20 protein-coding genes and 4 pseudogenes are annotated in these 21452 nt (G+C 40.6%); 11 read left to right on the top strand and 13 right to left on the bottom strand.

Going from position 1 to position 21452, the window contains the following annotated elements:
* Positions 1-184 precede the first annotated feature (184 nt).
* The 6 genes and pseudogenes from FTT75_RS07030 to FTT75_RS07005 all read right to left on the bottom strand — a co-directional run.
* Positions 185-325, bottom strand: a pseudogene (locus tag FTT75_RS07030) (carboxymuconolactone decarboxylase family protein); the annotation flags it as partial.
* Positions 326-374: 49 nt separating this feature from the next.
* Positions 375-770, bottom strand: a complete 396-nt coding sequence (locus tag FTT75_RS07025; RefSeq protein WP_035337430.1) for a rhodanese-like domain-containing protein — start codon at positions 768-770, stop codon at positions 375-377.
* 99 nt (positions 771-869) lie between these two features.
* Positions 870-1652, bottom strand: coding sequence for a sulfite exporter TauE/SafE family protein (locus FTT75_RS07020; RefSeq protein ID WP_180186164.1), 783 nt, complete (start codon positions 1650-1652; stop codon positions 870-872).
* 68 nt (positions 1653-1720) lie between these two features.
* Positions 1721-2593: an MBL fold metallo-hydrolase gene (locus tag FTT75_RS07015; protein ID WP_005093746.1), complete on the bottom strand. Its 873-nt coding sequence runs from the start codon at positions 2591-2593 to the stop codon at positions 1721-1723.
* A gap of 2 nt (positions 2594-2595) precedes the next feature.
* Positions 2596-3012: a DUF6691 family protein gene (locus tag FTT75_RS07010; RefSeq protein ID WP_053579073.1), complete on the bottom strand. Its 417-nt coding sequence runs from the start codon at positions 3010-3012 to the stop codon at positions 2596-2598.
* Between the two features lies 1 nt (position 3013).
* Positions 3014-3430 (bottom strand): YeeE/YedE family protein, encoded by a 417-nt coding sequence (locus tag FTT75_RS07005; RefSeq protein ID WP_016659403.1) that lies wholly within the window; start codon positions 3428-3430, stop codon positions 3014-3016.
* Between the two features lie 120 nt (positions 3431-3550).
* Between FTT75_RS07005 and FTT75_RS07000 the strand changes: the two genes are divergently transcribed.
* Positions 3551-3859: a metalloregulator ArsR/SmtB family transcription factor gene (locus FTT75_RS07000; protein ID WP_005247061.1), complete on the top strand. Its 309-nt coding sequence runs from the start codon at positions 3551-3553 to the stop codon at positions 3857-3859.
* A gap of 8 nt (positions 3860-3867) precedes the next feature.
* Here the strand turns inward: FTT75_RS07000 and FTT75_RS15975 are convergent.
* The 4 genes and pseudogenes from FTT75_RS15975 to dsbD form a co-directional block, all read right to left on the bottom strand.
* Positions 3868-4179 (bottom strand): annotated as a pseudogene (locus FTT75_RS15975) (DUF202 domain-containing protein).
* Positions 4180-4243: 64 nt separating this feature from the next.
* Complete coding sequence (gene dsbG, locus FTT75_RS06990) at positions 4244-4984, bottom strand: thiol:disulfide interchange protein DsbG (RefSeq protein ID WP_016659404.1); 741 nt, start codon at positions 4982-4984, stop codon at positions 4244-4246.
* Between the two features lie 19 nt (positions 4985-5003).
* Complete coding sequence (locus tag FTT75_RS06985) at positions 5004-5852, bottom strand: TlpA disulfide reductase family protein (RefSeq protein WP_016659405.1); 849 nt, start codon at positions 5850-5852, stop codon at positions 5004-5006.
* Positions 5849-7786: a protein-disulfide reductase DsbD gene (gene dsbD / locus FTT75_RS06980; protein ID WP_180186163.1), complete on the bottom strand. Its 1938-nt coding sequence runs from the start codon at positions 7784-7786 to the stop codon at positions 5849-5851. The genes FTT75_RS06985 and dsbD overlap by 4 nt, the downstream gene beginning before the upstream one ends.
* Positions 7787-7894: 108 nt before the next feature.
* Between dsbD and FTT75_RS06975 the strand changes: the two genes are divergently transcribed.
* Positions 7895-8569 carry a response regulator transcription factor gene (locus FTT75_RS06975; protein ID WP_005093734.1) on the top strand — a complete coding sequence of 225 codons (675 nt, stop codon included), beginning with the start codon at positions 7895-7897 and terminating at the stop codon, positions 8567-8569.
* A complete protein-coding gene (locus FTT75_RS06970; protein ID WP_005093731.1) occupies positions 8562-9944 on the top strand; it encodes an ATP-binding protein in 1383 nt (460 codons plus the stop codon). The genes FTT75_RS06975 and FTT75_RS06970 overlap by 8 nt, the downstream gene beginning before the upstream one ends.
* Here the strand turns inward: FTT75_RS06970 and bioD are convergent.
* From bioD to FTT75_RS06960, 3 genes and pseudogenes are all read right to left on the bottom strand, one after another.
* Positions 9922-10368: pseudogene (bioD, locus tag FTT75_RS06965) on the bottom strand (dethiobiotin synthase); the annotation flags it as partial. The gene FTT75_RS06970 and the pseudogene bioD overlap by 23 nt on opposite strands.
* A 452-nt stretch (positions 10369-10820) precedes the next feature.
* A pseudogene (locus FTT75_RS15835) lies at positions 10821-11009 on the bottom strand (hypothetical protein); the annotation flags it as partial.
* Between the two features lie 444 nt (positions 11010-11453).
* Positions 11454-12623 (bottom strand): replication initiation protein, encoded by a 1170-nt coding sequence (locus FTT75_RS06960; RefSeq protein ID WP_180001650.1) that lies wholly within the window; start codon positions 12621-12623, stop codon positions 11454-11456.
* Positions 12624-13526: 903 nt separating this feature from the next.
* Here FTT75_RS06960 and FTT75_RS06955 point away from each other — a divergent pair.
* The 8 genes from FTT75_RS06955 to FTT75_RS06920 all read left to right on the top strand — a co-directional run bounded on the left by FTT75_RS06955 (position 13527) and on the right by FTT75_RS06920 (position 21312).
* Complete coding sequence (locus FTT75_RS06955) at positions 13527-14312, top strand: ParA family protein (RefSeq protein WP_035337428.1); 786 nt, start codon at positions 13527-13529, stop codon at positions 14310-14312.
* Between the two features lie 18 nt (positions 14313-14330).
* Positions 14331-15230 carry a ParB/RepB/Spo0J family partition protein gene (locus FTT75_RS06950; protein WP_005093722.1) on the top strand — a complete coding sequence of 300 codons (900 nt, stop codon included), beginning with the start codon at positions 14331-14333 and terminating at the stop codon, positions 15228-15230.
* A 118-nt stretch (positions 15231-15348) separates the two neighbouring features.
* Positions 15349-15555, top strand: coding sequence for a hypothetical protein (locus FTT75_RS06945; protein ID WP_074382693.1), 207 nt, complete (start codon positions 15349-15351; stop codon positions 15553-15555).
* A 394-nt stretch (positions 15556-15949) separates the two neighbouring features.
* Positions 15950-17536 (top strand): sensor domain-containing diguanylate cyclase, encoded by a 1587-nt coding sequence (locus FTT75_RS06940; protein ID WP_159138852.1) that lies wholly within the window; start codon positions 15950-15952, stop codon positions 17534-17536.
* 358 nt (positions 17537-17894) lie between these two features.
* Positions 17895-19097: a tyrosine-type recombinase/integrase gene (locus tag FTT75_RS06935; protein ID WP_159138851.1), complete on the top strand. Its 1203-nt coding sequence runs from the start codon at positions 17895-17897 to the stop codon at positions 19095-19097.
* A gap of 114 nt (positions 19098-19211) precedes the next feature.
* A complete protein-coding gene (locus tag FTT75_RS06930; protein ID WP_180072830.1) occupies positions 19212-19445 on the top strand; it encodes an AlpA family transcriptional regulator in 234 nt (77 codons plus the stop codon).
* A 377-nt stretch (positions 19446-19822) separates the two neighbouring features.
* Positions 19823-20083 carry a helix-turn-helix domain-containing protein gene (locus FTT75_RS06925; protein ID WP_167846452.1) on the top strand — a complete coding sequence of 87 codons (261 nt, stop codon included), beginning with the start codon at positions 19823-19825 and terminating at the stop codon, positions 20081-20083.
* A complete protein-coding gene (locus FTT75_RS06920) occupies positions 20080-21312 on the top strand; it encodes a type II toxin-antitoxin system HipA family toxin (RefSeq protein ID WP_180072828.1) in 1233 nt (410 codons plus the stop codon). Before FTT75_RS06925 ends, FTT75_RS06920 begins: the two co-directional genes overlap by 4 nt.
* Positions 21313-21452: the final 140 nt, after the last annotated feature.

Below are 21452 nucleotides of genomic sequence, written 5' to 3'. Positions count from 1 at the left end.
GACCCATGATGCAAATTCCTTAATAAACCCATCTTTATTTTCAGGGGATACAAAATAAGCAAGGTCTTGCTCTACTTTCTTTAAGCTTTCAGTCAAGTATTTCATTGCAAGTTTTTTTAAAATTTAACACCTAAATTGTATATGTTTGACTATATTTGTCAATATAATTATTTACTATCAATCACTCCTTGGTTTTCGGATCAATCACGCCATCACGCATAGCAGTCTGTGACAATTGGTTAAAACTTTTCATTAAATCAGGCGAATCCTGACTTAAAGTTCTTAAACTGCCCGAAATGTTCTGGGTTAATTCTTTGTATTTCATTGCTTCACCTCAAATAAAGAAATCAGCATTCATTTATATATTCAATAGCTTATTTTTCTACCGGATAGCCCTGTTCCAGCCAGGCCTGGTAACCACCCTGAACCGACTTGACCTGGGTAAAACCCATATTCTGTAAGGTATCGGTTGCCAGTGCTGAACGTCCACCCGTACCACAAATCAAATAAATCGGCTGATCTTTAAGATGTTCCAGTGCCTGCTGGGTATCACAATGATGACTGGCTAAGGGATGCTGGTGAATTCGCATTTCCAAAATACCACGTGGATAATTCACCGCCCGGTCTATCGCTGCTGCTTGGAATTCATCTGGTTCCCGAACATCAATCAGTATGGTTTTATGGTTTTGCATCGCCTCAAACAATTCATTTACGCTGACTTCCTGAATCCGGCTTTTTGCATTCCGGATCAATTGCTCTGCAGTTTTCATCATTTTCATTCTTCCTCGGCCATTAAAACGATATTCACATTGCATAAACGATGCTCAGGGAGATTAAAGCGCTTTAGTTTAGGTACTTAATCGTCTGTTTTAGCCCATGAGCGCTGAATAGATTAAATACATAGCTACCCCAACCACGGTTGTGGCAAATATTTTCTGTACCTTGTTACTGTCAATCCGATGCATCAGACTGCGTCCAATGAACATCCCGACAATACAGGCCAGGACAAAGGCCAGTGTGACCGAAACAGGATATTGAAAGCCCTCCAGTACGTGTGCAGAAATGCTGACCCCACCAATCAGGAAAATAATCATGAGAGAGGTCGCCACGATGCTGCGCATATCGAGATCGGTGAATTTACGCAGGGCTGGAACAATAACAAAACCACCCCCAACGCCAAGCAGACCCGTTAATAAACCTGCCACTACACCAATACCAGCCAGAAAGGAGGCCGTTTTCACATTCCAGATCAGACGACCGGTCGTTTGATTGACCTTGCACGGTGCATTACCATGATCATGGACTTTATTAAAGAAGATCCGGTAAGCAACAATCAGCATGACCAGACTGAAAGCCAGCGTCAGCCAGACTGGAGAAACGATATCAGCCAGATGCACGCCATAACGGGCTGAAGGAATACTGATCAGCGCGATCCAGAGCGCAGCGCGATAACGTACAATACGCTTGAATAAACCTTCGAACGTTCCAACCAAGGCCGACAGCGTGACTGCCAGCAAGCCCACCGGCGCAGCCTGAGCTACCGTCCAACCCTGACTCGCCATCAGTGCCGGTACAGCCAGAATGCCGCCACCAGAACCGGTTAGACCCAGCAAGCCACCAATCGCCAATCCTTCCAGTATTAATGCCCACATCGCCCTCTCCCTTATCCACAAAAATGATTCAATAAAAGTTGAATTTTTTGTTGAATCACGACACAGGCTTATTTGAAGTAGTTAAGAGGAAGCTTGAGGTAAGAAACACCATTTGGTTCTGGCTCAGGAAACTGCCCTGCTTTCATATTGATCTGAATCGCCGGTAGAATCAGTTTAGGCATACTCAGTCCTGAATCCCGCTGGTTGCGCATCTGAGCAAATTCAGCTTTACTGATTCCCTGATGAATATGAATATTCTGTGTCTTTTGTGTCTGTATATCAGATTCACACACATAGGATTCACGTGTTTCAGGCAAATAGTCATGACATAAAAAGACCCGGGTATCTTCTGGCAACTGAAACAGGCTTTGTACCGAATCATAAAGCTGTTCTGCACTGCCACGCGGAAAGTCACAACGTGCTGTACCATAATCTGGCATAAACAGGGTATCACCCACAAAAACCGCATCACCAATCACATAACTCAGGCAAGCAGGCGTATGTCCCGGTGTTGGAATGTTATAGGCTTTCAATGTTCCGATTTGGAACGACTCATGATCTTCAAATAAATAATCAAAGAGCTGCTGGGCATTCCATTGTTTAATATCCAGATGATAAATCGCGCCAAAAGTTTGCTGAACAATACCAATTTTCTGGCTCATGGCAATCTTGCCACCTAACTCAGCTTTGAGGTATTGCGCTGCAGTCAGATGATCAGCATGGACATGGGTTTCCAGAATCCACTCGACCGTTAAACCCTGCTCTTTAATATAGGCAATAATTTTATCGGCATGAATAGTGGATGTACTTGCTGATGCCGGATCGTAATCCAGAACGCTATCAATAATGGCGCAGGCTTTGGTTGCAGGATCACGTACAACATAACTGAAGGTATTGGTATCTTCGTGAAAAAAATCTTTTACTATAGGTAAGTTTGACATCGTTAAGCTCCTGACCATTTACGGTGAATCCATACACCCACCAGCATTGCTACAATAAAATAGAGCACTTGATAGTGGCCCAAACCGATCAAGGTGAAACTTGGCGCCGGACAGATGCCGGCAATGCCCCAACCTGCACCAAATAAAACCGCACCTGTGATCAGTTTTTTATCTATCTGATTATTTTTAGGTAAATCAATAGGGTCATTAAATACTGTTTTCGGTTGCGCCGTACGTAATGCTTTCTGGAAGGGAATAAAGGCCACCGCAATCGCGCCCATCATGACAAAGGCCAGACTGGCATCCCAATCGCCAAACAGATCCAGGAAATCGAGTACTTTTTCCGGATTGGACATGCCTGATACCATCAATCCCACAGAGAACAGCGCACCAAATAAAAAGGCAAACACATTTTTCATTTTAGAATGCTCCTGTGATATGACGGATAATATAAACAGCGACAAAACCTGCAAACATGAAAGTCATGGTCGCGATGATAGAACGCTTAGACAGGCGACTGATGCCACAAATTCCGTGACCACTGGTACAGCCCGAACCTAAGCGTGTCCCAAAGCCCACTAGCAGACCTGCCACAATCATCATCAGTGGGCTGGCATTCAATTCGATTTCAGGTTGTACAAACAGACCATAAATAAACGGTGTGAGGATCAAGCCTAATAAAAACCAGATTGCAGGCGTTTTAAACATGGTTTTTGAGTTTAATACTTGCCCAATCAAACCACTGATTCCTGCAATACGGCCATTGACGTAAAGATAACCAACTACGGAAAGCCCGAGCATTAAGCCGCCAATAAATGCGATGAGGAAGTCATGCATGATGAATTAATCCCTATACAATATACTTTTTTATATTATATAATAAAAAATATTAATCAAGCAGTTTTATGGTAAATTATGTAAACTGCACGGGCTACATCAAAAGTTGTGAGGACATTTATGGATATGATTGCTGAAAATGCCAAAATTGATTTTTCTCAAGTCGATTTCGTCAGCCAATGCCTAAAAGTTTTGGCCAATCCTGATCGTCTGAAAATCTTATGTGTCCTGGTCGATGGGGAAATGAATGTTCAGGAAATTGAAGAATCTACTGACATTCATCAACCTACACTTTCACAACAGCTGACTGTATTGCGTAAGGCCAACATGGTTGGCACCCGACGTGAGGGCAAGCAGATTTTCTATCGTCTGAGTGATCCCAAGGTCTTGAGCCTGATGCAAAAGCTGTACGAGCTGTATTGCGCCTAGCCCTCCTCTTAATGCAACCAAAAAGAAATGATCAGAAGCAGCCCGCTAAAAGCAGTAAACAGGTTTAGCCATACAGGATGCTGGGTATAATAACCTTCAATAAATTCCGGCAGTCCCAGTGATGTCCATCCCCCTCGATATTGCAGGATTGAGGCGATATTCACCAACATGCAAAACACAATCACCGCAATCCCCATCCACTGTGCATAGGCTATTTTTTATGCATAACGTTCATGATCGACTAATTACAATAGCCGGTTGGATTTTTCAATCACAAAACCAAATGCAATTAATGTCAGACCATTCCGGTTCCCTGCCAGAGCGGTTCATTCCAAAGCAAACAATACCCGTGGATGATCCAAAGTGGACATATCTCATCCGATCTTATTGTTCAAAAATTTCTTTGACGTCCATCGCCAGGCCTTGAGTAGATTTAAATTCACCCTGGTTATTTTTCCAGGCCATCGACGGTGTGGAGAAAAAGCCGTATTTCCCCATTAGGGCCTGGTTGGCATCAATTTTTGCAGCAATTTCTGCAGGAATCTTTGCCATTTTCTTGAGCTGCTTTTTGCCTTTATTCTTGTTTATATCATTAAAAACTGCTGCTGGATTTTTCGACATTAACAATGTTGCCACCTGACCACGGCTTTCTTCACGGATCACACCGACCTGAATATGACGCAGCTGTACCTTGCCTGATTCGACCCAAGGCCGAGCCGCCTGCCAGAATTTATAGCAATATGGACAATTCGGATCGGAAAAGACATAAACCACTCGTGGTGCATCCGGCTTGCCATCCTGAATCCAGGTCGATTTTTCCAGGGTTTTCCAGACATCATCCAATACCGCTTTTTTCATATGCTTTTCAATCTGCTCATTGGACAGGCTTTTCCCTTGCGCATCAAACAGTTCGCCCTTGATATAATATTTGTCATCGTTGGAGATAAATACTGTATTGGAGTACTGGTCTTCATGCCCCACCCAACCGGTCATTCCTTGCGGTGCCGGAATCTGTTTTACAAACACAAAACCCTGTTTTTCAATATTCTGTTTAATATTCGCCTGCGTGTGCATGCTCATGATCAGGAACATGCCTGCACCCAGTACCCGGTAAATTCTGTTCATACTAAGTCCTTCCGTTTTTTTAAGGTTGATCTGAAATTCTGTTTAAATATTGCTGCAACATGGCCGGACTGAGTTCCCCCATATGCCGCTCGACCAGCTGGCCTTGAGCATTAAAAAACAGCGTCGTTGGCAGGCCAAAACTATTCAGCTGCTGTGGCAGTTCACCATATGGGTCCAGCAGGACATGTTTAAATTGAAACTGATGTTTTCTTAAATAGGCATTTACGGTGGCTACCTCCTCACCCTGATTCAGCATGACAAAATTCACTTGAGGATGCTGCTTGGCTGCTTTGGCCAATACCGGCATTTCGCGATGACACGGCGGACACCAGCTCGCCCACAAATTAATTACCGTGGGCTGGCCAATGAATTGGCTGAGTGGAATCTTATCTGTACCCAGACGTTCCTGTTCTAGTCCAGCAAAGGCTAGATCAGGAAACGCTGCTTCAGTTTTTAGACTGGATTTGAACGCGAGCCCAAGCCCGACCCAGAGTACAAAGATGATCAGCAAGATGGCTTTGAATCGGGTCTGCAACTGTCTGTTGCGAATGACATACCATAAAGTACCTATCAGCACCCCGCCCCATAAATGAAAACCTTTGTCCTGGATTTTCAGTATGTCGATGGGGGCTACAAAATACAGCTCGGCATTGAGTAGAACGAAAACAAGACGTGCACCCAGCATCCCTAGCAGAAAACTGCTCCAGAGCAAATCCTGACTTTGTCCAAGCAGCTGTTTAGACCATGAATACTTTCTGGCTAATCCAAACAGGACGGCAGATAACAGCATCAAGCCAGTGGCAACAATCATGAGTGTCCAGGGCAACATCAAAGGTCCCAGATGCAGCGCATCACTGGAAATCATCATAGTTGCTCCCCTTGTAGTTGCTGCAATGTGCCTAGTAAATGTGCCGCACTAAAGCTTCCGGTCAAGCGCAACTCACGCTGCTCCTGATGCGCTGCATTTAAAAATATAAAGGTGGGTGGACCGAGGATTTGCCATTCTTTTAGCAGCTCATCCTGACTTGGATGATAGTGGGTCAGGTCTAATTTGATACGAACCACATTTTGTAAAGCCGTCTGGACATCACTACGTGGAATCACTTCCTTTTCAATCGGTTGACAGGCCACACACCAGTCCGCATACACATCAATTACCACTGGCTGTGCAGGATGTTTGGCTAAAACCTGTTGCAATTCTGCGGCTGTACTGACCTTCTGCCATTCAAGCCGTGATTCCACATGGGCGACCTGTACCTGACTCCAGACATGATAGAGCTGCATACCTCCTGCAAAGACCAGTAAACCACTGAGCAGCATCAGGACTATTTTCGATACAGACCGATGCACATGGGGCAGCATCTTGAACCAGAAGTAGCCTGAACAGGTGATCAGTACTACACCCAAAAGGCTCAGGTATAAAATGCCGGGCAATAGGGGGCGGGCAAAATACAAGGCCAGGGCCAGCATGACAAAGCCAAAACTAAACTTCAGGCGATCCATCCAGATGCCAGGTTTGGGTAAAAGATGGGACCCAAATACAGCTGCGATAAATAGTGGCAAGCCCAGCCCAAGGCCTAAGACAAACAGATAGCTGGCACCCAAAATCGGTTGATTAAGCTGAGACACATAGATTAAGGCACCGGCCAACGGTGCACTCATACATGGCCCGACAATCAGTGCCGCGATCATGCCCATGAGACCAGCACCAATCAGCGTGCCACCCTTCTGCTTTTGCTGCCATTGATCCAGCCGCTGTAACATGCCTTGAGGTAAGGACAGCTGAAATGCTCCGAACAGATTAAGCGCGAACAAAACAAACAGAATGCTGAAAATACTGATGAATATCGGACTTTGAAACCAGCGCTGAAAACTGTAACCGAGCTGTGCCACAGCAAGTCCTATGACCGCATAGACCAGTGCCATACCCAAAACAAAGACCAGCGCAATCAGTGCAGCACGGTAGCCCCGGTGCTGCTGAACCAGAATTCCCGTTAAAATTGGAATTAAAGGTAAAGAACACGGTAAAAATGCCAGCAGAATGCCAAGCCCGAGAAAAATCAGAGCATTAATCAACAGACCTTGTTTCGACAGCAAACTTAAAAAATACTGGTCATTGTTCCACTGGTCATTCATGCCTGCTGATGAAGTTTGATTTTTAGGGTCTGTAATAAGCTGGTCGTTTTTCTCTGTTAATTCCACCTCAGGCTGCACGACAGGGTCGGAAACTGCAGCGACTTGCACTTTCTCCACCTTTTCTTCAGCCAGTGCTTGATCTGTACTTTGAGTTTGCCCTATAGCTTGGAGCTCATCTTTCTGAGTAGTCAAAATCTTTTCGTTTGCTTCTGGCTGTGTAGTGCTGGCCAGCAGCTTTTGAGGCTTGCTCAAGTTTTGCGCTGGAAATAAACCATCTGCATCAGTTTTTACTGTGGTGCGTTGCACCGGATAACATAAACCGCTTTCTGCACAGCCCTGCCACTGCACCGCAAACTGCTGGTTGGGCTGGACATTCATATTGGTTTTGACTTGCCCATAATGCACCTGAGTCAAACCGAAATTGGGATCATCTTTGTCTTCAGGTTTGGGCAATGCCAACTTGACTGGGGTCTGCTGATGAGACACTTTAAGCTGGTCATGATACAGATAATAACCCTCTGCGATTTTCCAGCTAAGCTCTGCCTGATCCTGACTTGTAGAAACCACCTGAAACTGAAAAGCCTGATCCGGTGGTAAAAAGTCTGCATGTGCAGTTCCCGTCATGATTCCACCGCCGATCACGGCACCCAATATCCACTTCAACATCCAGCTGATCTCCTCCTGTTAGGACTGCATTATTGAAAAACTAAAATTAAGACAACATTAACAGCCCAAATCATTTATAAAATAATGGCAGTTTGATCAGGATGTTCTATGTTTATTGTATTGGTTGAGGATGATCCCTATATCGCACAGAGCATTTGTGCTGCTCTGAACTATCTGAATATTTCAGTGGAGCATGTCAGTCACGCACGTGCGGCAGATTATTTTATCCGGCATAGTGCTGTCGATTTGTGTTTACTGGATTTAGGCCTGCCGGATCAGGATGGCCTGGACTTGCTGCACAGCTGGCGACGCGACCAGATTGATCTCCCGGTACTGGTATTGACGGCACGGCTGCGGACCGATCAGTGTGTTCAGGCCCTGAATGCCGGTGCCGATGACTACCTGACCAAACCCTTTGAGCTGGAGGAACTGATTGCCCGGATTCATGCCCTCACCCGTCGCCACCGCGGCTTTGCCTCGAATACACTGCAATTTGATGACCTGGTTCTGAATCGGGATACCCAGACTGTGACCTACCAAGACCAGGCCGTGAGTTTATCTCGCCGTGAATTCAGCCTGCTGGAAACCCTGATGAGCCACCCCAACCAGATCCTGAAAAATGAACAGCTTATTGACAAGCTCTATGGTTTTCAGGACGCTATCGAGAGCAATGCCCTGAATGTACACATTTATCACCTGAGACAAAAACTACATCCAGACTTGATTCAGACCGTTCGTGGTGTGGGCTATATTTTCAAACCGTTTGAGCATCGTCATGTTTAAGCACAGCTTGAAATGGCGTTTGGCCATGAGTCTTTTGGCCGTGTTTATTGTGCTGTGGAGTGCGGTATTTTCATGGCTGTATATTGACCTGAAACAACGTTTACAAGACACGCTGGATCAACGCCTATCGGCATCTGCGCAAATGGTTGCCCGGCTGATTCAGCAGCTACCGCTGGATAGTCTGGGGGATGCAACCTTATCCAAATTAGCCAAGAATGATGATGCAAACCAGTTAATTGCCTGTGAAGTCTCTCTTTTTAGCTCTGACATCTCGTTAGATAATCAGGTCATTGCCAAAACACGCGGTGCCCCCCAAAATTTAAGCCAGCGACCAGAAGGATTCAGCACCTGGCAGCAGGGTGATACGGAATGGCGCAGTTATGTCCTGCGTCGTGGTGATATTCAGGTGGTGGCGGCAGAACGTATGTTCTTGAGGGATACCTTACTACAGCAGATTCTACAGTCCGTACTGGTTCCCTTGGTCTTCTCACTGCTAATCTGTATTGCCCTGATCATCTTTATTATCCGCAGACAGTTCCGGTCTTTGGATCAGCTCAGTCAATACCTGAACCAGAAAAACCTTAGCTATTCAGAGGCGGCAGATTTTTTAATGCAGCTCAAGCCTGCAAGCATTCCCCAAGAAGTACAGCCTTTTGTCAACAATTCCACGCAGTTGATTCAGAAACTCAATGACAGTCTGCAACAGGAGAAAGCCTTTAGTGCCTATGCTGCACATGAATTACGCAGTCCCCTGACCGCAATTAAAACCCATGTACAACTGGCACAGCTGATCGGTCAGCAGCAGAACCTGCCTGAATCCATTCAGCACAATTTGCAGCAGGCCAATGAGAGTATCCGGCGTTATACACTATTACTCGAGCAGCTTTTATTGCTGACCCAATCAGAAAACAGTCTCCAGGAAATGACTGAGGCCATCTGGCTTCGCCCCACACTTGAGAAAGTTCTTGCAGACTTAGGTACACGCTATCCAGAAATGAACAAAAAAATACAGGTGAACTGGGAAAGTCTAGGCGAAATTCAGCTACCTGAATTTGTGCTGTATACCGTACTGAAAAATCTGCTTGAGAATGCACTGCTGCATGCACAGGCTGAACAGATTTGGATTTCCATGCAGTCTGGTTGCCTGGTGATTGAAGATAATGGCCAGCAACTTACAGCAGAAGATATTCAACATTTAGGACAACGCTTCTGGCGCAAATCTGCTCAGCAGCATGGCCATGGTTTAGGACTGGCATTAACTGCTAACCTGTTAAAACAATATGGCTATCAGCTCTCTTTCAATGCCCGTCGACCCTATGGTGGGCTCAGCATTGAAATAAAGTACGGCGTGTCTAAGCGTGACATGCAAGCTTAGGGATATCCAGCCATACGGCTGTTGGAAAATACCGGGTCAGATACTCCTTTAAATATTGAATGGTATCCATCGCAATCGTTTGATCCTGGTGGTCATCAGCATGGTTAAATGCCACAGCATAAAGCGTGACTTCACGTTGTTTGAGTAGCTCCAGACTCAGTAGAGTATGATTAATACTGCCCAGACGGCCTGAAGTCACCAGAATGACAGGGTAGTGATGCGCTGCAATATAATTGATCGTCAGCATGTCCCGGGTCAGCGGCACCATTAATCCACCCGCTCCTTCAAGCAGAACCCGGTCATAACGCTCGGCCAGTATAGTGGCTGCCTGCTGAATTTTTTCGAAATCGATTGAACGCCGATCCAGTTCAGATGCCAGATGCGGTGAGGCCGGATAGCTAAAGATTTCTGGCATGGTCAGCTTGCCACCTGAGTGCAACTTAATTTAAAAAATAATTGAGGATGTTGTTAAATAAGCTCAAAAAAATAGAAGTGATTACTGGTACGCTTTCACAAGTCCCTTTTTGCTCCGTTCTATATGATAAATCCCGGTCATTGCACTGAATCACTGCTAAAATCTTTTCTTCTATTTGAGTAATGGCCTGTCATACTTAGGCTATTTAGCATACAAAATAAATAAGGAGGCATCATGCCTCTTTGAGCTGTTACTATTTACTTTCTTTTTCCGTTGGCATAAGTCAATCGATTGCTTTTAGACACTATATGGCTGGCAAAATTCCTGTAAATCGAAGGAGTCTTTCAACTGACATAAGCGCTGATACCTTCAGTTAAATCCATGAACTGAGATGCCTCCAGATAATCATTCACTGCTGTAACATGATCCCATCCTGTCCCGGATCACATCACGGGCTGTTTTTAAAACTCCACATAAAACTTTTCAATCAACTGCTGTGTTCTAATCAGCAGATGTTTAAACACATTATCCCGTTCAAATAGCTTCACCTTATAATTTGGCGAGTCTTTAAGTTCTTCCTTACGCAACAAATGCTTGGAGAACTCGTAATATTCCAGTACATTTTTTATCGTCTCTGGCTTCAAATTCTCCCTCTATGATGCCAGTCAAGGTATTGGCAATATTCCAGACTTTTTGTAGCTGTTGCACCTGGGCATGATTATGACAGTCCAAATCACGAACTCATTAATCCAGTGATTTCGCCTAAAATTTTCAATCATGCCATCGTAAGAAGGTGGCAAAAGACATAGTTTTTCGTGGGATTATGGCGTGAATAATAGTAAGTTTTTGACCCCAAGAAAAAAGTGTAGCAACTTACTACACTTTTTAGATATTCAGAATTTAGGTATTTTCACTTGTATTTTAGACAAGATGTAGCAAGTCCGAACTGCGACATTTTCCCAATGAGCGCCCGCTAATCTCACTAAAAAGATGTACCAGAAATATTCTAGTTATTTGCGAAAAATGTCAGACATGCAAAAAAAAATCATTCACCCGGAATATTTTCAATGCACTGTAGCAATTTGCTACACTTTTTAAATAATTTCTTTACCAAAAATCTCATTCAAACGCTCGCGATTTTCCTGAACAAAAGTCGGATCATTTTTGAGCTTATATTTCATCTCTTTCTTGAAATCATTCATGGATGCACCGGCCACAGCAAAATCCATTTGAAACATAATATCGTTCACAATAACATTCGCCTGAGAATCGGTTAAACAGCCTTCGGTCTTAAACCACTTGCTGAACTGCGTATAATTCGGATCATTGGCATAGATATACCAGGAACGTACGGTCATATCAAACTTTGCCCCCAGCTCTTTCACGATGGCATTATCATCAAAATCTACATCCAGATAGATTTGAGTTTTTTCGTTAAATTGCGGGAGAGCCGCTTCAGTATCTCCACTCATAATTTTAAACCGCACACCCACAATAGGACGGCCTTTCTTAATAGTGTCATATTCTAGCTGCAAACTGGTTTTAGTATTAATTTCTTCAACAATTTTATCCAGAATATAACGCCTAAAATCTACCCAACGGTCATATTTTTTTTCACCGATGTCAATCAACGCTTTTAAATTCTCTAAGGTGAGTTCAACTTCATAGGTGTCGAGATTCGCATACTTAAATTCATTTTTAACAATATAAGAATATAGACTCATACTTGTGACAGAGTCTAAAGCAAATAAATCTTTCAACTGGTAAGTGGTAAAATTCCCACTGGCCAGACGGGTGAAGTAAGGCAGCACTTCACTGGTAAAGCGAATCTGCAAGGCATTTTTGGCATCATCTTCCCAGCGCAGTTCCCGGATAATCGGTACCACAGAATGGACTTTTTTTACTTTACGCTTGACGTCATCTACAGGCTCTTCAATTACAAAATGAGCAACCCGAGATGAAAGTTCCCTATAAATCCGGTCAATAGCCACATTAATGGAATTCTTCTTATTGAGTCCTAACAATTCCCCCAAATCTTCTTTATGCAGATAGATATAGGTTTTCTCGGTAATTTCACGATCTTGGTTATTTTTTTCACCATAGTTTGCAACCGCCATTGCATAAAGCAGTGCCTTATATTCATTAGAAGACAATTCAATAGGGCGAATTAAGCGGTTACTGGTACTCACCACTCCATTCTGTCGAATATTGCCGATACAATAAGGTAAATATTCTATTTCTTGTTTTTCGTTAAAATCGCTCATAAGTGAAAAATTAAAAGTTATTCCCCCTATTTATACATAAAAGTGGAATAACATTCAACATCTTCACCTTACAGATTCACTTTAAGTGCTTATCCCTTTAAAAGGATGTGCTAAAGATCAAGAGTGGAAAGCATGTCATCATTTTTTTAGATTTAGCCTAATCCTTAACCCAAAGGTGGAAACTTTGAAAAAATTTCCACTTATTAGTGACAAGCTTTCCACTTTTATCAACTGAGAAGAGCTTAAATCGTTTTCTTTGCATTTTTTTGTGGCCAAAAATACCGTTATAAGTGAAAAAATCATTTGGTTTAGCACTTTTCAGTGACAAAGCTTCCACCTTTAGAGAGAATCAAGTACTAAATCGGACTTTTTTTTGCAATTTTTAAAGGGAAAACATAACTTATCCACAAGTATAAAAATAAGCGTGACAAGTCTTCCACCTTTAAAGTCAGATCATGATACTTATCAACAGATTAAAGTTTTGAATTTAAATATTTTTATAACTTAATTTCATGTTTTTTTTTAAACCAGTGACAAGTCTTCCACCATAGTGACAAGTCTTCCACCTTTCAGTGACAGCTCTTCCACCTTTCAGTGACAAGTCTTCCACCTTTCAGTGACAAGTATTCCACCTTTCAGTGACAAACCTTCCACTTTTCGGTGACAAACCTTCCACCTTTAAAGACGTAAGATATTGTTTTAAAAAGGGAAAAATTGTCCTAATTATAATTACTTAATTATATTAATTAATACTAATTATAATTAGCTAGCTATATTTTATATAAAACTTTAATTTGTTTTCTTTGTTAGCCGATATTGATTCGTACTTTAATATCATTCAAATAAAGTGTAGCAAGTTGCTACAAGTTCCACTATATTAGGATCATTCGAATGGGGTCTGATATGACAAATAAATCGACTAAAATTATTGCTGTAGCAAACCATAAAGGTGGTTGCGGGAAGACCACCACGGTTGTTCATCTGGCTGCAGAGCTAGCAGACTTGGGGCATAAAGTATTGGTGATTGATTTAGATCCACAAGCCAATGCAAGTTTACATATCGGATTAAGACATCCGAGTGAGGTTGAAACCACTTCTGCTGAATTACTGGTAGGTGATTTGAACCTATTGTCTGATGCCTTACAAGAAGAAACCAATTTTAAAAATGTTTCTTTAATTTATGGTTCACTTACTTTAGGTAAAACAGAAGACCAACTTAAAGATGATGCCCCAAGACCCTCTGAAGAGCTCTCTAACAAGTTGGAATTATTAAACGGATTATATGATTTCATCCTGATTGACTGTCCTCCAAGCCTAAAACTTCTGACCAGTAATGCCTTGGCTGCATCTACCCATGTTATGGTGCCGATTGAATCCGGTTCACAATATGGCCTATATGGTGTCACTGACTTAATTAACCATTTAAGTAAAATAAGACGGGTCAATCCCGAATTGAAACTGTTAGGTGCTTTGCTGATTAAACATGATGAACGTCAAAACGTCTGTAAACTGATACGAGATGAAGCTTTAAGCCAGGTCGGCGAATTGTTAAAAACGACCATTCCAATGAGTACGAAAGTCAATCAAGCAGCAATTTTACAACAGCCATTGTTGCGCGTAGATAAAAATTCTAAAGTTCGTAAAGCGTTCCAAGATTTAGCGAAAGAAATCATCAATCGTGTTGAATAAAGGCACTCTGAGAATCCTATGGTAAGTACAAAAGAATTGTTGGCACAACGTCTTCAGCAAAATACTCAAAAGCATCAACAAGCTCAGCAAGAGCATGTCAACGATGTGAAAGAATTACGTCGTAATGTCCAAATTACAGACATTCAACCTAGTCCCAATCAGCCACGAAAAATATTCAATCAGCAAGATATTGAAGATTTAGCAGCCTCGATTGAGGAGATTGGATTATTGCAGCCGATTGCAGTTCGGCGAGTACAGGACAAATATGAGTTAATTGCAGGTGAACGACGCTTGAAAGCGCATCAAATTCTCAATAAAAACACCATTGAAGTGATTGTCATCGATGCATCAGATGAAGAAGTTGCACTGTTAACCTTGGCTGAGAATTTAAAACGGGAAGACTTAACAGATTATGAAATTTATGTCGGTCTGAGTTCTCTGGATGAGAAATTAAAAAAGAACAAGCAAAAGCTGGCAAAATCATTAGGCATGAATCGAGAGGATATGTATAAATATCTATCTTTCGAAAAATTACCGAAAGAACTGATTGCCGATTTAGAACAACAACCGACATTGTTGGCACGCACTGCCGCCACAGCTGTGAAAAAGTTTCTTTCAGATTATGAAGAGAATTACAGTAATGCTAAAAAAGCACTGCTAGAAGCTTGGGCGAAATTACTGAAAAAAGAAGTTGAGCAAACAAAACTGGCCTTATTGGCAGAAAAAATTTTAAAGTCGAAAGAAAACAAAGAGCCAATTAAAACGTCAATCGTGCATAAAATTGAATATGATGGAAAAGTCGCAGGGAATATTAAGTTTGATCACAACATTTTAAAAGTGTCATTAAAAATGAGTGAATTTGATGAGCAAAATTTACAAGAGCTGGAAAATTTGCTGAAAAAAATGCTGAAAAAATAAAATGAAGGCACTGTAGCAACTTGCTACAGTGCTTTGTTCAATTGAAATTTCGCCGATTTTTATACTTTTTGAATTTATATGCTATAAATATTGCTTGTTTTTTACTCGAGAATAAAAAATGTTAATTCAATTAAAAAAAGATTTTTTCCTTAACGCTGATCATATTGTTTCGGCAGAAATTATCCCACTTGAATCGAATGCTTTTTCAGTCGTGATTAAAAGCTCCTCGACAAATCAGGGAAATAAAGGGACGATCAATATTGATTTTGAGGATTATGATGCAGCCCGTACATTGATCAATAAAATCAAAAAAGCACTTAAATAAATTTCTGACCGTATTTGTATGATTGCTGGATCGAGCACTGAATCATAACTTTGATTAGTTGGAGCATAACAGCATACAGCTTAGCTGATAGGGCTGGTTTCATTTATTCTAAATACTCGATGCCTATTCTGCCCAATCATTTGTTCTATTCATCAACCGAATATACTGAAAGTCACAGTAGGGTATTTAGAAAGATGCAAAGCCCTGTTATTATGACTGATGTCCGATTTGGATTTAGCTTTATTGCCCTATTCAGCTCAACATTTTGGAGAGGGTTTAGGCAGTAAATTTAGAATGTTTTTCTAAGTTTTAGAAAGTGATTTTGTAGCATTGGGTTTGCGTATTTATGTTAAATTAAACAGAGTAATACAACCCAAGGTACCTGGGGTCTCAGTTGTTATATAAAATACTTCTATCTTTGAATCTGAATTTACGCAAGCTGATTCTGATTTCAACGATCCTCAGCGTTTCCTTTTTATTTGTGATTAGCCTGTTTATTCTGAATTATGTGGTTAAACAGCAACTAATTCAGAATTCACTCTCTATAAATGAAAAATACGCAGCCAAGATTGCGATGGGGGTGAATCGTGATGTCAGTAATATGTTGCAGGAGTTGCAGTATAGTGCTCAGCAATTAGGGCAAAACTTTTACAATACGCCACTGCGACAGGCTGAAGTCAAACGGCTCAAAAACCAGTCGAATAACTTTAACAGTGTTTTTATGGTGGGCCAGCAAAATCAGATACTTGCTTATGCACCAGTATCATTAGACCTAAAATTCCACACGCCCTATAATACAGCGGGTATTGTTGGATCACTTAAAAGCAAAAAGGCGTATATTTCGGCACCCTATTGGTCAAGCAAAAAAAATCTGGTTGTGTTGATATCACAGCCTATTTACGATGTGAATCAAAATTATAAGGGCTTTATCAGCGGTACGATTTATCTGCAGAAGAATAATTTAATCAGTGAAATGCTGTTCAATCAATTTGATTTCAAAAAAAGTTATATGTATGTGATTGATCAGCAGAACCGTATTATCTTCCATCCAGATTCGAGTCGGATTGGCGAAAAAATTGTAAATAATACTGGTCTTGACTATATCAATGAAAACAAGAAAGGATCCGTCCGTCTAACGAATAGCTTGGGGATTGATAACCTGGCCGGTTTTGCATATGTTCCCAGTGTGAACTGGATTGTGGTTTCACAGCAACCTACGGATGAACTTCTTAAACAGGCCAATGAATTAATTTTAAAAGTTTCTATTGGCATATTTATCTTTTATCTGTTTATTTTCTTTATCGTCTGGCGGATGTCGCTATTTATTTCTTCGCCACTGAATCGTTTGGCGAAAATGGCCAGTATGTTAAATCGAAATGATATTCAGGATAAAATCAGTCAGGTTGATCCCTGGTATTTTGAGGTATTCAAGTTTAGGGCCTCGCTACTTTTGAGCTCCAAAACATTTAATAACAAGATCTCAGAATTACGCCAACATATCAATATTGACCCCTTGACTGGCCTTTATAACCGTCGTGGCATGCAATATCTTCTGGATGAATTAATCAGTACGGGTACTCATTTTGCGGTACTCGCTATCGATATTGATTTCTTTAAAAAGATCAACGATAGCTATGGACATGACCGCGGAGATGAGGTTTTAAAGCGATTGGCTTTTTTAATGCAGAAAAATTTCAGAAGTCATGATCTCTGCTGTCGCACTGGTGGGGAAGAGTTTATCGTATTGATGATGACCTCCGATATTCGTGTTGCTTTCAATGCAGCAGCACGTCTCAGAACGAGTATGCAAGTGAGTCAAATTGAAGGAATCAAAGAAGTTACCATTTCCGTGGGTATCGCATTCTGGCCGAGAGATTCAGTAAGCGTCAAACAGGTTTTTAAAATGGCAGATAATAAGCTGTATGAAGCGAAAAATAATGGGCGGAACTGTGTTCGTATGACGCAAAAATTAGCCAAGTAAAATGTCGGCACAAACAGGCTTGATTTTTTTAAATCTTTTTCTGCTCAAGCATGTTCAGCACAGTGACCTTGCGGAGTTACATGAGCTTTAATCGAGATCAGCTTCAGTCTGTGCCCGAGCATGCACTGGTAAAATTTGGCATATTGGTCTGTCTGGGACCCACCAAATTCTTAAATCATATGCACTCATATAACATCTAAACCCTTAATTCGTAACGGATTAAGGGTTTTTTTATACCTGCTATAAACTCATATACACTCATACAGGAACAGCTAGTTTGTATCCTTGCTTGTATCCCTAAACATAATTATAACTGAGGATACACAATCGTTAATAACAGCTGAGTAATCAAGAGATTATGAGTAGAAATAAACTTTTATCAGATGTGGCATATGCAGCTATAAAAGCAAAAGATAAAGAGTATCGTATTTCGGATATTCCTGGTCTTTATATGAAAGTTCAAACCTCTGGCAAGAAGTCGTGGCAACTTCGTTTGAAAAATAATGAAGGTAAATGGGCATGGGTTGGGTTAGGGGCTTATCCGGATGTTTCAGTAAAAATTGCCCGCTCACAGACTTTAAAGTATCAGTCTGGAGAACTTCAAGTTGTTACTCGTCAAGATCGTTTGCTAAAAGCTCAGCAAGATCAAAGTGAACTTTTTGAACAATTAATGAGGGATTGGATTGATACCAAAAAAAATACTTGGGAGCCAGCTACCTTCAAAAAGGAAGTTCAATCGATTGAAAAGCACCTTTTACCAGTTTTTGGTAAAAGACAGTTCAAAGACATTAGATCAGCAGAATGGCTTGAATTTTTTCAAACAAAGCAACGTGAAGACAAAATATTTAATCGCATCGAAAAACTCGTATCATATTGTAGAAATGCCTATGATCTTGCTGTATTTAAAGACAAAGCAAATTATAACCCGCTTATCGGTATTACTAAATTTCTTGATAAAGGTGAAGGCGATAATATGAAGCATGTAGGAATCAATGAACTTCCAGAGATGCTTCAGAAAATTAGAGAATATCGATCACCAGAAATCAGTATAGGGCTTGAGTTACTCATATTGATGTTCCCACGCCCAGGCGAGTTGAGAAATGCAAAATGGGAGCAATTTGATTTTGAAGAACGAGTTTGGATTAGACCAGGTTCAATGATGAAGAGAGGGATTGAGCATGGAATACCCTTATCTTCTCAAGTTTTAACTTTATTAAATACTTTAAAATCAATTTCAAAACGTGAGAGTGAATATCTATTTCCAGCACGAGACAGTGTTAATAAGCCAATCTCGAATTTAACATTTAATGCTGCACTAAATAGAATGGGCTACTTTGGGAGACAAAACCCGCACGGTTTTCGCCATATTGCGTCTACAAAATTGAATGATCATTATAGTGATAGAGAGCAAGTGATAGAGGCTGCATTAGCTCATCTAAAGTCTGGCGTGAAGGGGGCTTACGACAAAGGTGCGCATCTAAGGGAGCGGTATGGAATTATGCAATTCTGGGCTGATCATATTGAGCAAATTTGCGGTGCTAGAGAGGTCTTTAAGGTCTAAGTAGGCTAGTTTTTAGTCGGTTTTTTACTATTTTTGCATTTTTTTAACCTGACACAGAGGTTTTTTTTGAAGCATGCTAGTTTGAAATCATCTTAATAATTGTGGATTTTGTAGATGTCTGCAGACAATATGTTTGATGTGATATTAAACAATTGCATACTCAAACCGCTTCGCTTAAAGAAGAAAGAAGTATGTTTATTCTTAGGATTTTCAGAAAGCGAGTTACGTAAAATTTCATCAGTTGATGAAAAATTTCCGAAAGCGTTGAAGGCTGGAAAAACCAGACAATCTGGTGTTTATTATGACTTTAATGAAATAATGCTTTGGAAAGAAACACATTTACAGTAGGTCATTGAAATGAATTAGGTTCCTGAGGGGACCTATTTTTTTTGTAATAAAATCATCAGAAATCTTTTAAATGGAGTTGTAATTATTGGATAACTGATCATTTTCAGATGAAAACAATCTGAACTAAAGAATTAATTTTTAAAATATTTATGCAATCCACGAAAAAGAAGGGTAGTAGTTCAGTACAAAGGTAGCTTAAGTTGCTAAATAAACAACGCTTGGGCAGCTTTGGAGGATGGTGGCAGTCCAGAATAAATACATTCGATCAGAGGATCGAAGAAATAGTACATTAAAATTTAATTAGCTATATAGCTAATATTTGGTTTTTATTATGTTATATTAGCTATATGGCTAATATTGTGGGTGGGCAGAAAGCTATGGCAAATAGAGTAGAAATTGGTGAAAAAGCACGAATGGCTAGAAAATCACTTGGCTATACACAACAAGTGCTCTCTGAGCGGACTAATATAAATAAAACTACAATTTCTGAGATTGAAAACGGCCGTTTTACTGGGTCTTTTGATATATTTGAACGTGTACTTGATGCCGTTGGCTTACAGTTTGAGGTGATTCAAAAACAGCATTCACTACCTGACTGGGATGATATTGAAGCTATGTTTTCTGAGGATAACGAATGAATTCAGAGCTATATCTACCTGCTAAAATTACTAATATTACTGTTTGTGCTAATCAAGAAGAATTAGGTGTACTAACTTATGGTTCAGTACATCACTACCAGCCAACACAAGACAAACAGTATGTGTCACTTACAATGACTAAAAAAGGCATGGATGGTTATTCTTCCGGGTCTCTACACCCTATATTTTCACAAAATTTACCCGAAGGTTTTAATCGAAGATTTATTGCAGAAAAATTGGCAAGATATGCCAAAGTCAATGATATGTACTTATTAGCTCTCCAGGGAGAACTTGGGATTGGAATGCTTTCTTACAAAAGTGAGCTGACTCTACCCGAAGTCGAATCTTTAACTCTTAATGAAATATTGTCTTATAACAGCAATCGCCCCCTTTTTCCGCAGCTTTTGGAAAAGTATTATTTAAGAAATTCATTGGCAGGCATGCAACCTAAAGTAAGCATACCAAGCGCTAGCACGATCAGAACAGATAGAACAGTTCAGCAAAAAGATATTATCGTAAAGTCTTTTGATTCAGAGTTTCCATTGCTGACAGTCAATGAATTTGTTTGTATGGAAGCAGCGCGGCATTGTGGGCTTGAGCCACCAGCAACTTATTTGTCTGAAAATTTAGAAACTTATGTGGTTGAACGCTTTGATAAAAGGGCTGATGGTCTAAGACTAGGCTATGAAGATTTCACCACTTTGATGAAAAAGTCCAATGATCCAGATGCTAAATACACAGGAAGTTATGAAGCCCTATTAAAAGCAACGTATTTATATACAAACAGTCAAGCCGAAGTTGAAAAAATGTATAAATATATCGTATTTAACTGTTTAATAGGCAATGGTGATGCGCATCTAAAAAACTTCGCATTACAGTATTTACCAGATATGTCGAATATCTTTGTTTCACCACCATTTGATATTACACATACGTTAATTTATCCAACTATCGACAATAAAATGGCATTGAAACTTGCTAATAGTAAAGAATTTCCTAATTTGCAACACTTGCTGAAGCTGGCTGAAAGTAGTCATTTTAAAATTAGAAGAGCTAAAGAAATAATAGAATTTCTAAGTGACAACATCATTGACTATCTTAAACATTCAAATGAAATACAACTGTTTGAGGGACTACGTGAGTCTATTGAATCTTCAGTATCAAATATTATGACTTCAAACTTTTCCGTAAAAACTTATCGCCACGATAAAAAGAAAAAATTTGAGTAGTGATATAAGCAGCCAGTAAGGTACTTCTCCCCATCCAGTTGATTAACACTATGTTAGTCGTATGAATAAAAATGAAGGGTATATTTATATAAGAGCATGCAAATGAGAGATGAAAAATAAAATTTGATTAATATTTAAAC

The sequence above is a fragment of the Acinetobacter sp. YH01008 genome (assembly GCF_013420435.1).
Classification (GTDB): Bacteria; Pseudomonadota; Gammaproteobacteria; order Pseudomonadales; family Moraxellaceae; genus Acinetobacter; species Acinetobacter pseudolwoffii.
The sequence above is the reverse complement of the archived record's forward strand: the minus strand, read 5'-3'. Positions and strand labels throughout refer to the sequence as shown.